The organism is Streptomyces sp. NPDC006872 (genome assembly GCF_040635845.1).
GTDB lineage: Bacteria > Actinomycetota > Actinomycetes > Streptomycetales > Streptomycetaceae > Streptomyces.
Genome location: NZ_JBEYIL010000007.1, coordinates 374,027 through 387,109, shown reverse-complemented (window position 1 = coordinate 387,109; position 13,083 = coordinate 374,027). Strand labels below are relative to the sequence as shown.

The following is a 13,083-nucleotide window of genomic DNA, read 5'->3' as shown; positions in this document are numbered from 1 at the left end:
CGGCCGGTGCAGGAGCTCGACGCGAAGTCGGAGGTCAGGCAGTACCCGGAAGAGGTGTCGAGGGAATTGCGGCCGGTCCACGGTTTCCCGCCACTACCGCTGCTGGGTCGACGGCCCCGACCACTCCCATCCGCAGATCACCTACGTCCGCATGACCCCATATGACCCTGTATGGACATATATAGATCCGTATGACAGAGAGGAAGCGAGTCACATGCCCGCTCAGCTGAACGTCAACGTCTTCACCGCCCCGGAGAAGCCACTGGTGGCAGAACGGCCCCGGCCCTTCGGAGCGCCGATCGCCTGGGATCCGATGACCTCGACCCTGATCTACGGCGAGCGCGATGCCGTCCTGGTCGACCCGCTCACCACCGTCGCCGAGGCCGAGGCGCTGGCCGACTGGGTCGCCCTGCACCACCGCAACCTGACCACGATCTACATCACCCATGGCCACCTCGACCACTTCGGCGGCCTCGGCGTGCTGCTCAGGCGCTACCCCGAGGCCCGCGCCATCGCGACACCGGGTTCGGTCGCGCTGGCACGAGCGCACGGAAGGGCGCTGCCGGCCTTCCGCAAGTGGTTCCCGGGGCAGATGCCGACCACGCTCACGCTGCCGGAGCCCTACGAGGACGAGACCTTCACCTTGGAGGGCCACGAGCTGCGGATCATCGAGCAGGGCCACACCGACGGCAAGGACAGCACCTCCTTGTACGTCCCGTCGATCGACCTCGTTGTCGGTGGTGACGTCCTGTACAACCAGTGCCACGCGTACGTCGCCGAGACCACCCCCGAGATCCGCGAGAACTGGATCGCCGCGCTGGACCGGCTGGCGGCACTGAACCCGAAGACGGCCGTGGCCGGTCACAAGAAGCCCGGTGCCCCGGACACCTCCGAGTGCATCGAGACGACGAGGCGCTACCTCACCGACTTCGGGCGCCTCCAGGGAAAGGCGTCCACCGACCGTGAGCTGTTCGACGCCATGCACACGCTGTACCCCGACTTCGCCGCCAAGCAGGCGTGGCTGATGTTCGGCCTGGCCTGACCGGCGGTTTCGGCCGACCGAGGCGATGAAGGCCGGCCGGCCGCCCGCCACAGCAGCCGGCCCGCCTCCGGACTGATCCCGTGGGCTTGTGTCGTCGGCCCGTGTCAGCAGTAGAGGTTGCCGCCCGGTGTGGTCCCGAGGATCTGCGTGAAGCGGTTGTAGGCGTCCACGCGGCTCTGCACCTGGGCGGGGTTCTTGCCGTCGCATTCCAGGGAGCCGTTGATGCTGCGGATGGTCTGGCCGAAGCCGGCCTGGTTGACCATGGCGTTGTGCGGGGTCATGGTGCCGGGGCCGTTCTGGGTGTTCCAGTACCAGAGGCCGGTCTTCCAGGCCACGGCGGAGTCGTTCTGCACCAGCCAGGGGTTGTTGAGGAGGTCGATGCCGAGTGCGTCGCCGGCGGCCTTGTAGTTGAAGTTCCACGACAGCTGGATGGGGCCGCGCCCGTAGTAGGCGGCCTGGCCGGCCGGGCAGCCGTACCACTGGCTCCAGTCGCAGTAGGCAGGGTAGTTGGCGGTGTTCTGCTCGACGATGTGGACGAGCCCGCCGGTCTCGTGGTTGACGTTGGCGAGGAAGGCGGCGGCCTCCTGCTTCTTGACCGTGTCGCTGCCGGTGTTCGCGAAGCCCGGGTAGGCGCTCAGCGCGGCGGTGAGACCGCTGTACGTGTAGAAGGAGTTCCGGCTCGGGAACATCTGGTTGAACTGCGCCTCGCTCACCACGAAGTTGCCGACGGGCGTGCCGGAGCCGTCGCAGGCGTACGGCTCCCAGAACCAGGTGCTGATGACGGGGTCGTAGCCCGGGTTGTCGTGCTCGGCGATGTACGCCTTGCCGTCGGTGTAGCGGACGATGTTGCCGGTGACGTACGACTTGCCCGCGACCCAGCTGGGATAGCTGGAACACGCGGCTGCGGACGCGCCTGCGGCCGGAAGGACCACGGGGGTCATGCCTCCGAGGACGATTGCGGTCAGGACTGCGGAGATGCGACGCCTCGACACAGGGTCAACTCCTTTGTGGGGCACGGCCGCACCCCGACGAGGGCAGGGTGAAGCGGGGCCTCGAGCGCGCGGGCCGGTCGGACCGGTCACGGCGTGGGGGGCGGCCGTGGTGGGGGATGTGCTCCTCACTCAACCGCATTGGTATGTACCAGTCAAGGGTATAGACCAGTCAACTCGACGCCGGGGTGGTGCAGTTGAAGATCGGCCCCCGTCGGCCTCCGTCGGCCCCCATCAGTCCCCGTCGGCCCTCCCGCCGCTGCCGAGTCCCTCGTCAGACGCGGGCCAGGTCCAGGAGGACCTTGGAGGCGACGGTCCGGTCGTGGGCGATGTCGAAGGCGGCGCGGGCCTCGGCGAGCGGGAAGGTGTGCGTCACGATCGCGTCGACGGGCAGGCCCTGGGCCAGCAGGGCGATCGCCTCGTCGAACTCGGCGTCGAAGCGGAACGCGCCCCGAAGTTCCAGCTCGCGGGTGACGGCGAGGTTGCCCAGCAGGGGCACTTCGCCGGGCGGCAGCAGACCGAGGAGCACCACGGCGCCCCCGCGGCGCACCCGCTCGACGCAGCTTCGTAGGCCCGCGGGCGCTCCGGACGCCTCTATGGCGAGGTCGAACGGGTCCGTCCACGCGCCGTCACCGGGATCGTCCGCCCGTACCGTGGCGGTGGCTCCGGATGCGGCGGCGATGCCCAGGGGGGTGTCCAGGAGGTCGCTCACGACGATCTCGGCGGCGCCCTTGTGCCGCAGCACGGCGGTGACCAGGCAGCCGATCGGCCCCGCCCCGGTGACCAGCACCCGCTTGCCCGTCACATCGCCGGCCCGGTGCACGGCGTGCAGGGCCACCGACAGGGGCTCGGCCAGGACGGCCCGGCGCAGGCCGAGCTCCGGCGGCAGCGGGCGGATCTGTGCCACGGGCACGGTGACGAGCTGGGCGAAGCCGCCCTGGACATGGGGCGTGCGGGCGGCGCTGCCGAGATAGCGGGCGTCGGCGCAGATGTTGCGACGGCCGACCGCGCAGTCGGGGCAGCGGTCGCACGGTGTGGCGGGGTGGACGGCCACCGGCGTACCGACGGCCGGTCCGTCGGCGTCGGGGCCCACGGCGGCGACATGGCCGACGACCTCGTGGCCGAGCACCATCGGCTCCCGGACCGTGAAGTCGCCGACCCGGCCGTGGCGGTAGTAGTGCAGGTCGGATCCGCAGATGCCGCCGTAGACGACGGCGACCGTCACCTGACCGGGCTCGGGCCGGACGGGGGAGCGCTGCTCGATCCGGAGGCCTCCTGCCGGATGGACGACGCAGGCTTGCATGGTGGGTCCTTTCGTTGCGGCGGCCGTCAGAGGACGGAGAGCATGCCGCCGTCGACGTAGAGCAGCTGGCCGTTGACGAAGTCGGAGGCGGGGGAGGCCAGGAAGATCAGGGCGCCCACGAGGTCCTCGACCGCGCCCCAGCGGCCGGCCGGGGTGCGCTTGCGGACCCAGGCGCTGAACTCCTCGTCGGCCACCAGGGCCGAGGTGAGCTCGGTGGCGAAGTAGCCGGGGCCGATGCCGTTGACCTGGATGCCCAGCGGGCCGAGGTCGGCGCACATGCCCTTGGTGAGCATCTTCAGGCCGCCCTTGGTGGCGGAGTACGCGGCGATGCCGGGCCGGACCGCCTCGCTCTGCAGCGAGCAGATGTTGACGATCTTGCCGTGGCCGCGGGGCACCATGCGCCGTGCCACCTCGCGTCCCACGAGGAAGGCGCCGGTGAGGTTGGCGTCGAGGAGGCGGTGCCAGTCGTCGTCGGTGAACTCCAGGAACGGGCTGCGGTGTTGGACGCCCGTGTTGTTCACCAGGATGTCGATCGGTCCGATCTCGTCCTCGATGCGGGCGACGCCCGTGGTGACGGCCGCCGAGTCCGTCACGTCGAAGGCGGCCGTCCGTACCCGGTCCCCGAAGGAGGCCGCGAGTTCCCCGGCGGTCGTCCGCAGGGCCTCGATGTCGCGTCCGTTGAGGACGACCGTGCAGCCCGCCTCCAGCAGGCCCTTGGCCAGGGCTCTGCCGATGCCTCGGCTGGAGCCGGTGACCAGGGCCGTCCGGCCGGTGATGTCGAACAGGGGGTGGCTCATGCCCGTGCCCCCGTGGCGTCGGCCCGTACCGCCGTCGCGTCGGCCCGTACCGTCGCGACGCCCGGCGTAGCCGGACTGCCGGGGAGGGGGGTTCGGGCGGGGCGTTCGGCGAGGACGTCGAGGATGTTGTCCACCGCCAGGTCGACCATGGCGGCCCGGGTGGCCTCGGTGGCCGACCCGATGTGGGGCAGTGTGACCACGTGCTCCTCCGCCACGAGCGGCGACAGCTCCTTGCCCATCGGCTCCCGCTCGTAGACGTCGAGCCCGGCGGAGTGCAGCCGTCCCTCGCGTACGGCGTGCAGCAGGGCCTCCTCGTCGACGACGCCGCCGCGGGAGGTGCTGACGAGCGTGGCCGTGGGCTTCATCGCGGCCAGCTCGCGGGCCGCGATCAGGTGCCGGGTCTCCGCGGTGAGCGGCACGTGCAGGGACACGACGTCGGACTCGGCCAGCAGCACGGCCAGCCCCACCGAGGTCGACAGGTCGTCGTCGGGGGCGTAGGGGTCGTGGTGGAGCACGCGCATGCCGAATCCATGGGCCCGGCGGGCCACCGCGCGGCCGATCTGGCCGTAGCCGATCAGGCCGAGGGTGGCGCCGTGGACGTCCAGGCCCAGGTAGTCGTGCATCCGGAACAGGTCCCAGGCGCCGTCCGCGAGGCTCGCCGTGGCCGCGCCGAGCCGACGGCGGGCGGCGAGGATCAGCGCGAAGGTGAGGTCGGCGGTGGTCTCGGCGAGCACGGCGGGGGTGTGGGTGACGACGATGCCGCGTTCGGCGGCGGCGGCCCGGTCGACGTTGTCGAATCCCATGCTCGCCAGCGCTATGACGCGCAGGCCGGGGCCCGCCGCGTCCATCAGCGCGCCGTCCACCGGGTCGTTGCCCAGCGCCAGCACGCCGCTCACTCCGGGGGCGAGTGCGGCGAGGTCGGCGGGCCCGGGCTTGCCGGTCCCCGGCCAGGCCACCACGTCCGCCGCCTCGGACAGGCGGTGCAGGCCGCGGCCGGGGAGGCTTTCACGGGTGGTGAGGACACGCTTTTTCATCATTGTCTCCAGTGACGAGCGATGAACAATCGACCGGGCGGCTGGTTCTGGAAAAGCTAGCCGGGGTCGTCACCGGAAACAAATAGCGGATTCATGTGACGCTATTGGCGATCCTTATCCTCGATCAGTTCCAGGAACAGGTCGTGCACCGCCAATGCCGGCTCCGACAGCGGCTGATTGTCCGACGTGACCAGAGACAGCTTGACCTGGATCACCGGCTCCACGATCCGCCGCACGGACAGGGCGCGGACGTCGAGGATGGCGCGCGCCGCCGACCAGGGCAGGACCGTGGCCCCCAGGCCCGCGTCCACGGCGTTGACGAGCGTCAGCGCGGACTCGACCTCGCCCACCACGTTCAGCTGGAGCGACGCCTGCTGGAAGGCGGCGTCCACGACCTGCCGGATCGTGTGGATGCGGCTGGGCAGCAGCAGGGGCACGCTGGTGAGCTCCGCCAGCTTCACCTCGCCCTGTCCCGGCGGGGCCGTCTCGCCGGGCGCGCCGATCAGGAACAGGTCCTCCGTGCGCACGGGCTCGAACTGCACACCCCGCAGCGGGCCGGCCCCGTAGATGAACGCCATGTCCATCCGACCCGTCATGATCGCCTCGCTGATCACCCCGCCGAAGTTCTCGTTGATGTGCAGCAGGATGTCCGGGTAGCGCTCGCGCACGCTCTTGAGCAGCGGCAACGCGAGCGCCGCGCCCAGGCTGTACGGCGCGAGGCCCACCGACACGCTGCCCGCGGGGGCCCGGCCGGAGACCTCGACGGCGGCGTGCGCGAGGTCCACCTGCCGCAGGATCAGCTGAGCGTGCCGATACAGCGCCCGGCCGGCCTCGGTCGGGGCGACCCCACGTTTGCTGCGGATCAGCAGCTGCTGTCCGAACTGCGCCTCCAGCGCCGACAGCTGCTGGCTGAGCGCGGGCTGGGCGATGTGCAGGATGTCGGCCGCGCGCGTGATGCTCCCCGCGTCGATGATCTTGATGAACGAGTACAGGCGCTTGGTGTCCATGCGGGGCCTTCCGTGCCGAGCGGAGCCTCATCGTAGGGAGGGGCCCCTGCGAAGCACAGCCCCGGCGGGGCCCGGGTGTGAGCCGGGTCATAGCCGTTCGCGATAACGCCAGACCGAACGGATATTGGCGATCACGCGACGGGCGGAATAAGTTGAGCGGAACATCCAGGGCATCTCCATTCCGGAATTACCCTCCCCGCATAATTCCCTTTCCCGGATTTCCGCATTCCCGCATTCTCTCCCGGAGGACGTCATGACCCCCATGGTTGATCTCGTCGCCGATCTCGGCGAGGGATTCGGCGCCTACACGATGGGCGACGACGCGGCCCTTCTGGAGATGCTCACCTCCGCCAATGTGGCCTGCGGATTCCACGCCGGCGATCCGCGCATCATGGACGCCACCGTCCGGACGTGCGTGGCGCAGCAGGTGGCCGTGGGCGCCCATCCGAGCTTTCCCGACCTGGTCGGCTTCGGCCGCCGCGCGATGGACCTCACGCCGGAGGAGGTCCGCACCGACATGCTCTACCAGATCGGCGCCCTCCAGGCCTTCGCCGTCGCGCACGGCACCCGGGTCCAGCACATCGCCCCGCACGGACGCCTGGGCAACCTGGTCGCCGTACGCCCCGACTACGCCCGTGCCGTCGTGGACGCCGTGGCCGCCCTGGACGAGTCGCTGATCGTCCTCGCGCAGGACGGCGAGCTCGCCGACGCCGCCCGGGCCCGCGGACTGCGGGTCGGCATCGTCGGCATCGCCGACCGCGCGTACCGCGCCGACGGGACGCTCGTCCCCCGCTCCGAGCCCGGAGCGGTGATCCACGACCCGGACGAGGTCGCCCGGCGGACGCTGCGGATGGTCGCCGAGGGCCTCGTCCGCAGCGTCGACGGCACGGACGTCCCGGTGGCGTGCGACACCGTCCTGCTGCACGGGGACAGCTCCGGAGCGATCGCGCTGGCCGGCCGGATCCGGACGGCACTCCTCGCGTCCGGCGTCGAGATCACCTCCCTCGACAAGGTCCTGAGCGGCAAGGGCGTCTGACATGAACGACAACCTCACGATCGCGGACTGCGGCGACTCCGCGCTGGTCGCCAAGGCCGTGGGCCTGGACGCCGAAGCCGCCTGGCGACTCGTCCACGCCCTGGCCGACGCCCTGGACGCCGTACGCCTGAGCGGTGTCCACGACGTGGTGCCCACCTATGACGCCCTGCTCGTGGAGTTCGACTGCGCCGCCACCGACCACGAGACCGTCCGGCGCGTCCTGGCCCACGAAGCCGCCCGCCTCGGACCGCACCCCGCGCCGACGACTCCGCCCCGCCGGTTCGTCGTCCCCGTCGTCTACGGCGGCGAGTACGGCCCCGATCTCCCGGAGGTGGCCGCGCAACTCGACCTCACCGAGAGCGAGGTCGTCGCCCTGCACTGCGGATCCGACCTCACCGTCCGCTGCCTCGGCGCGCCCGCCGGTGCGCCGATGACCGACGGACCGCCCTTCCCGAAGCCGGTGCCGCGGCTCGCGTCGCCCCGCACCCGCGTCGACCCCGGCTCGGTCGCCGTCGCCGGCCGGCAGGCGGTCATCTGCCCGATGCCCTCGCCCGGCGGCTGGCCGCTCCTCGGCCGCACCCCCGTCCGCGTCCTCGACCTGCACCGCGACCCGATCACCGCCTACCGCCCCGGCGACACCTTCCGCTTCCGCCCCATCACGGCAGGGCAGTGGGACGAGTACGCCGACCTGCCCCTGGCGGACTGCCATGGCTGACACCCTCACGATCCGCACCGCGGGCATCGTCACCGTGCAGGACCTCGGCCGGGTCGGCCGCTCCCGCTACGGGCTGCCCGCCAACGGAGCCGCCGACCAGCACTCGGCGCGCGTCGCCAACGTCCTGTGCGGCAACGACGACCGCGCCCCGCTGCTGGAGATCACGGCCCTCGACTTCGCCTGCGTGACCTCCGGCGACATCCTCGTCGCCGTGACCGGCGCCCCCGCCGACGTCACCGTCGAAGGAGTGGCACGCCCGCAGTGGGAACCGGTTCCCGTACGGGCCGGCGAGACCCTCCGGGTCAGCGGCATCCGGCGCGGACTGCGCGTCTACCTGGCCGTACTCGGCTCCTTCGAGGCCGACCGCCTCCAGGGCAGCTGCGCCCCCGACACCATCCTGGGCTTCGGCCCCGCCCTGCGCGCCGGCGACGCACTCGTCCTGCGCGCCACCTGCCCGCCGCTGGACCACCCCTTCTCACGGATCCCGCTGTTCCGACTGCACGCCCCCGTCCCCGCGTTCCCCGCCGACTGGACCATCGACGTCACCGACGGCCCCGACCGGGCCGAGTTCGGAAACACCGGAAACCGTTTGTTCGACGCGCCCTTCACCGTCAGCCCCCGCAGCAACCACATCGGCCTACGGCTGCAGGGCGAGGTGCCCCGGCGGGTCGCCCGGGGGGAGGTCCTCTCCCGGGGCGTGCCCATCGGCGCCGTCGAAGTGCCGGCCGGGGACGAACTCCTCGTGCTGCACCGCGGCCGCGGTGTCACGGCCGGCTACCCCGTCCTCGCCGTCGTCACCGCCACCGGTCTGTCCGCCCTGGGTCAGGTGCGCCCCGGACAGACCCTCCGCTTCCGCCGTCGCACCCTCGACCAGGCGGTCACCGCCCACCGTTCGCAACGCGACGCCGTCGACGCCCTGCGCACCCGAGTCCGCACGGCCTTCGACACCCTGCGCATCCGCGCCCCCGTCGGCAGCTGAGCTCCCCGCACCGCACCGCCCCGCTCAGCAGCCCCCTTCGCCCGCCCGCACGGAGCCGAAACGTCCCTCTTCCCCCGTCTCCGCCAGACAGGAGAGCCATGAGCACCGTGGCCGCTCAGCCCGTCCCCAACACCGTCGACCCCAGAACAGCCCGCAAGGTCACCCTCGCGGGATGCGTCGGGATCTTCGCCGAGCTCTACGACAACGGCATCTTCGGCTTCATGGCCGGCACGCTCGCCGCCGTCTTCTTCCCCGGCTCCGACAACGCCATCCAGCTCGTCTTCCTCGGCTACGCCGTCTCCTTCTTCTTCCGCCCCCTCGGCGCGGTCATCTGCGGCCACCTCGGCGACCGCATCGGACGCCAGCGGATGCTGGTCTTCGTCATCCTGCTGATCAGCGCCGCCACCGCGGCCATCGGCGTGCTGCCCACCTACGCGAGCATCGGCATCGCCGCGCCCGCCCTGCTGATCCTGCTGCGCGTCGCGCAGGGCTTCTCCGTCGGCGGCGAGGCGTCCGGCGCGATGAGCTTCCTCGCCGAGCACGCCCCGGAGGGCAAGCGCGGCCTCTACACCAGCTACGCGCAGATCGCCTCGTTCCTCTCCCTGCTCACCGGCACGCTGATCGCCGCCGCCATGACCAGCGGCCTGGGCACCGAGCGCATGGAGTCCTGGGGCTGGCGCATCCCGTTCCTGCTCGCCGTCCCGCTCGGCGTCGCCGGCATCTACATCCGCAAGCGCATCAGCGACACGCCCAACTTCACGCGCCTGAAGGAAGAAGACGGCCTGTCGAAGAACCCCCTCAAGGAGGCGTTCGCCTCCGCCGAGCACCGCCGGGCCATGCTGCTGGCCCTGTTCATCCCCCTGATGAACGGCTCCGGCTACTACGTCCTGTTCGGCTACATGCCCACCTTCATGAGCAGCGAGCTGGACTTCGGCAAGGTCCAGGGCCTCCTCGTCACCGCCTCCAGCCTGGTCGCGATCTGCATCGCCATCCCCTACATGGGCCGCCTCTCCGACCGGATCGGGCGCAAGAAGGTCATCGCCGGCGCCGCGATCGGCATGGCCGTCGTCGGCATCCCCTGTTACCTCCTGATCGGCACCGGCAACGTCGCCCTCGCCGTCCTCGGCGCCTGTCTCATGGCCGTAGTGTTCGCCGGGCACACCGGCGTCATCCACATCCTGCTCGTGGAGCTCTTCCCGACCCGGGTGCGCTACTCCGCCTACGGCCTGGGCTACAACGTCTCCTCCGCCCTCTTCGGCGGCACGGCCCCCCTGCTGATGACCTACCTCATCGACCGCACGGGCAATGTCAACATGCCGGCCTTCTACGCCGTCGTCACCGCCCTCGGCACGCTCATCGCCGTGTCCAGGGTCAAGGACCGGGCCCACCTGCCCCTGCGCGACGCCTGACGGACCCCGCCCGCCGCACCCGCACGTCTGTTCTCCCCCCACCCCCAGCACCTCAAGGAGCACATCAGCATGCCCATCTCCGACTACAGGACGGCCCTCGTCACCGGAGCGTCGACCGGCATCGGAGCCGTGGTCGTCGAGCGCCTCGCCAAGCGGGGCCTGGAAGTGCACGCCGTGGCCCGCAACGCCGAACGGCTCGCCGCCCTCGCCGACGCCACCGGCTGCGTCCCGCACGCCGTCGACATCACCGACACCGAGGCGCTCACCGCCGTACTGGGCGGCCTTGAGATCGACGTCCTGGTCAACAACGCGGGCGTCTCCCGCACCGGCAACATCCTGACCGCCGACGAGTTCGCCGTCGACGAGCAGATCGCCGTCAACATCCAGGCCGTCCTGCACCTGGTGCGGCTGCTCATGCCCGGCATGGTGGAGCGCGACCTCGGCCACATCGTCAACATCAGCTCCATCGCCGGCGTCTACAACTTCGGCGGAAACACGATCTACCACGCCACCAAGGCGGCCGTGCACACCCTCTCCCGCCAGCTGCGGGTCGACGGCTACGGCCGCCGGGTCCGCGTCACCGAGATCTGCCCCGGCCGCGTGGAGACGGAGATCTTCGGCCGTCTCCTCGGCGACATGGAGGCCGCCCAGCGCGAGTACTACGACGGCTACGAGTCCCTCAAGCCCGAGGACATCGCCGACTCCATCGAGTTCGCCGTCGACGCGCCCCGGCACGTCAACATCGGCCATGTCGAGATCCTGCCCACGTTCCAGGTCCCCGGCGGCCTGAACTTCGAACGCCGCGAGGGCTGAGCCATGCCGGTGCACACCGCAGCACGCGTCCGCCGCATCAACCCCTCGCCCAGCACGGCGGCGGCGCAGCGCGTCCGCGAACTCAAGAGCCAGGGGCTCACCGTCCTCGACCTGACCGTGGGCGAACCCGACTTCGACACCCCCGCGCACGTGAAGGCCGCGGCGATCGAGGCGATCGAGGCGGGCGAGACCAAGTACACGCCGGTGAACGGCACTTCGAGGCTGCGCGCCGCGATCACGGCGAAGCTCCGCGAGCGCCACGGCCTCGACGTCACCGATGCGCGGATCACCGTCGGCGGCGGGGCCAAGCAGGTCATCTTCCTCGCCCTCATGGCGACCCTGGACGAAGGCGACGAGGTCATCGTCCCCGCCCCGTACTGGGTGTCGTACCCGGACATGGTCCGCGCCAACGACGGCGTCCCGGTCGTCGTCGACTGCCCGGAGGCGGACGGCTTCAAGCTGACCCCACAGCGGCTCGCGGCGGCGATCACCGAACGCACGAGCTGGGTCATCCTCAACACCCCCGGAAACCCGACCGGATCCGCCTACACCACCGACGAACTCCACGCGCTCGCCCAGGTGTTGCTGGCACACCCGCAGGTCCACGTCCTCACCGACGAGATCTACGACGAGATCTGGTACGGCGACCAGGACGCACCGTCCCTGGCCACCGTCGAACCCGGCCTGGCCGACCGGGTGTTCCTCACCAACGGCGTGTCCAAGACGTATGCGATGACGGGTTGGCGCATCGGGTACGGGGTCGGGCCGACGGATCTGGTGACCGCGATCAACACCCTCCAGTCCCAGACCTCCTCCTGCCCCTCCTCGGTGAGCCAGGCCGCCGCTGCCGCCGCGCTCTCGGGACCGCAGGACTTCGTCCGGGACACCGTCCGCGTCTACCGCGCCCGCCGCGACGCGACGGTGAAGCTCGTCAACGACATCCCCGGGCTCGGCTGCACCGTCCCGGACGGAGGCTTCTACCTCCTGGTCAACTGCCGAGAAGTCATAGGGCAGTTCACACCTGCGGGAGTCCGGATCGAGAACGACGAGGACTTCACCCGCTATCTGCTCGACAGCCGGCAGGTCGCGGTGATCCACGGAACCGCGTACGGCGCACCCGGCTACTTCCGCATCTCGTTCGCCACGTCGACGGACGTCCTCACGGAGGCCTGCGAGCGCCTGGCGAGCGCCTGCGCCGCACTGTCGGCCGCGCCTGCCGCCTCCGCTCCCTCTGCCTGAAAGGTCGTCATGATCCGCGTCAGCACCAAGTTCGAGCGGCCGGAGCCCGCCCTGGTCGAGCGGCTGAGCGCCTTCTCCTCGGCGACCATCCACGAGGCGCAGGGCCGACTCGGCGCGCTGGACTCGGCCATCAAGCCGGTCGACCACCGCATGTCCCTGTGCGGCCCCGCCTTCACCGTCCAGTGCGCCCCCCGCGACAACCTCATGCTGCAGACCGCCATCGCCTACGCCCGCCCCGGGGACGTCGTGGTCGTGTCCGCCGGCGCCTACGAGGAGGCGGGCTCCTTCGGCGACGTCCTCGCCAACGCCTGCCAGGCCAAGGGCCTCGCCGGCCTGATCACCGACACCGGCGTCCGCGACACCGAGGACCTGCGCGCCCTGGGCTTCCCCGTCTTCTCCCGCAGCGTGTCCATCAAGGGCACGGTCAAGGAGACCGTCGGCCCGATGTGCGAGCCGATCACCATCGGCGGCGTACTCGTCCGCCCCGGCGACGTCCTGCGCGCCGACGCGGACGGCGCGGTCGTCGTCCCCCGCGAGAACGCCGCGGAGGCGGCCGCGGCCTCCCAGGAGCGGGTGGACGCGGAGGCGGGGTACATCGCCGCGTACCGGGCGGGCAGGACGGTCGTCGAGATGTGCGGTCTTGGGCCGCTGCTCGCGGCCAAGGGGTTGGTGATCGAGGACGAGTAGCGGGCCGCTCCGGCTGGAGCGGCCCCTGTTTCG

At 71.1% G+C, this 13,083-nt stretch carries 13 protein-coding genes; 8 read left to right on the top strand and 5 right to left on the bottom strand.

Translation table 11 applies throughout. The features are described 5' to 3' along the window. Nucleotides 1–214 precede the first annotated feature (214 nt). Nucleotides 215–1,042, top strand: coding sequence for an MBL fold metallo-hydrolase (locus tag ABZ725_RS22860; RefSeq protein WP_358804430.1), 828 nt, complete (start codon nucleotides 215–217; stop codon nucleotides 1,040–1,042). Nucleotides 1,043–1,146: 104 nt separating this feature from the next. On the opposite strand, the gene ABZ725_RS22855 is transcribed toward ABZ725_RS22860, so the two are convergent. From ABZ725_RS22855 to nac, 5 genes are all read right to left on the bottom strand, one after another. Next, a complete protein-coding gene (locus ABZ725_RS22855; protein WP_358804429.1) occupies nucleotides 1,147–2,034 on the bottom strand; it encodes a glycoside hydrolase family 19 protein in 888 nt (295 codons plus the stop codon). A gap of 271 nt (nucleotides 2,035–2,305) precedes the next feature. Beyond that, nucleotides 2,306–3,334 (bottom strand): L-idonate 5-dehydrogenase, encoded by a 1,029-nt coding sequence (locus ABZ725_RS22850; protein ID WP_358804428.1) that lies wholly within the window; start codon nucleotides 3,332–3,334, stop codon nucleotides 2,306–2,308. Nucleotides 3,335–3,360: 26 nt separating this feature from the next. Then, on the bottom strand, nucleotides 3,361–4,131 hold the full coding sequence (locus ABZ725_RS22845; RefSeq protein ID WP_358804427.1) for an SDR family oxidoreductase: 771 nt from the start codon (nucleotides 4,129–4,131) through the stop codon (nucleotides 3,361–3,363). Then, nucleotides 4,128–5,165, bottom strand: coding sequence for a D-glycerate dehydrogenase (locus ABZ725_RS22840; protein ID WP_358804426.1), 1,038 nt, complete (start codon nucleotides 5,163–5,165; stop codon nucleotides 4,128–4,130). Before ABZ725_RS22840 ends, ABZ725_RS22845 begins: the two co-directional genes overlap by 4 nt. A 101-nt stretch (nucleotides 5,166–5,266) precedes the next feature. Continuing rightward, nucleotides 5,267–6,172 (bottom strand): nitrogen assimilation transcriptional regulator NAC, encoded by a 906-nt coding sequence (nac, locus tag ABZ725_RS22835; RefSeq protein ID WP_358804425.1) that lies wholly within the window; start codon nucleotides 6,170–6,172, stop codon nucleotides 5,267–5,269. 253 nt (nucleotides 6,173–6,425) lie between these two features. On the opposite strand from nac, the gene ABZ725_RS22830 reads away from it, so the two are divergent. The 7 genes from ABZ725_RS22830 to ABZ725_RS22800 all read left to right on the top strand — a co-directional run bounded on the left by ABZ725_RS22830 (nucleotide 6,426) and on the right by ABZ725_RS22800 (nucleotide 13,050). Beyond that, nucleotides 6,426–7,208, top strand: coding sequence for a 5-oxoprolinase subunit PxpA (locus ABZ725_RS22830; protein ID WP_358804424.1), 783 nt, complete (start codon nucleotides 6,426–6,428; stop codon nucleotides 7,206–7,208). Nucleotide 7,209: 1 nt separating this feature from the next. After that, the gene (locus ABZ725_RS22825; RefSeq protein WP_358804423.1) at nucleotides 7,210–7,923 is read left to right on the top strand and encodes an allophanate hydrolase subunit 1; all 714 of its coding nucleotides are present in this window, start codon (nucleotides 7,210–7,212) and stop codon (nucleotides 7,921–7,923) included. Then, the gene (locus ABZ725_RS22820; RefSeq protein WP_358804422.1) at nucleotides 7,916–8,902 is read left to right on the top strand and encodes an allophanate hydrolase; all 987 of its coding nucleotides are present in this window, start codon (nucleotides 7,916–7,918) and stop codon (nucleotides 8,900–8,902) included. Before ABZ725_RS22825 ends, ABZ725_RS22820 begins: the two co-directional genes overlap by 8 nt. A gap of 98 nt (nucleotides 8,903–9,000) precedes the next feature. Further along, nucleotides 9,001–10,311 (top strand): MFS transporter, encoded by a 1,311-nt coding sequence (locus ABZ725_RS22815; protein ID WP_358804421.1) that lies wholly within the window; start codon nucleotides 9,001–9,003, stop codon nucleotides 10,309–10,311. Nucleotides 10,312–10,380: 69 nt separating this feature from the next. Then, complete coding sequence (locus ABZ725_RS22810) at nucleotides 10,381–11,124, top strand: SDR family oxidoreductase (RefSeq protein WP_358804420.1); 744 nt, start codon at nucleotides 10,381–10,383, stop codon at nucleotides 11,122–11,124. A 3-nt stretch (nucleotides 11,125–11,127) separates the two neighbouring features. After that, nucleotides 11,128–12,363 (top strand): aspartate transaminase, encoded by a 1,236-nt coding sequence (locus ABZ725_RS22805; RefSeq protein WP_358804419.1) that lies wholly within the window; start codon nucleotides 11,128–11,130, stop codon nucleotides 12,361–12,363. A 9-nt stretch (nucleotides 12,364–12,372) separates the two neighbouring features. Further along, nucleotides 12,373–13,050 (top strand): 4-carboxy-4-hydroxy-2-oxoadipate aldolase/oxaloacetate decarboxylase, encoded by a 678-nt coding sequence (locus ABZ725_RS22800; RefSeq protein ID WP_358804418.1) that lies wholly within the window; start codon nucleotides 12,373–12,375, stop codon nucleotides 13,048–13,050. Nucleotides 13,051–13,083 lie beyond the last annotated feature (33 nt).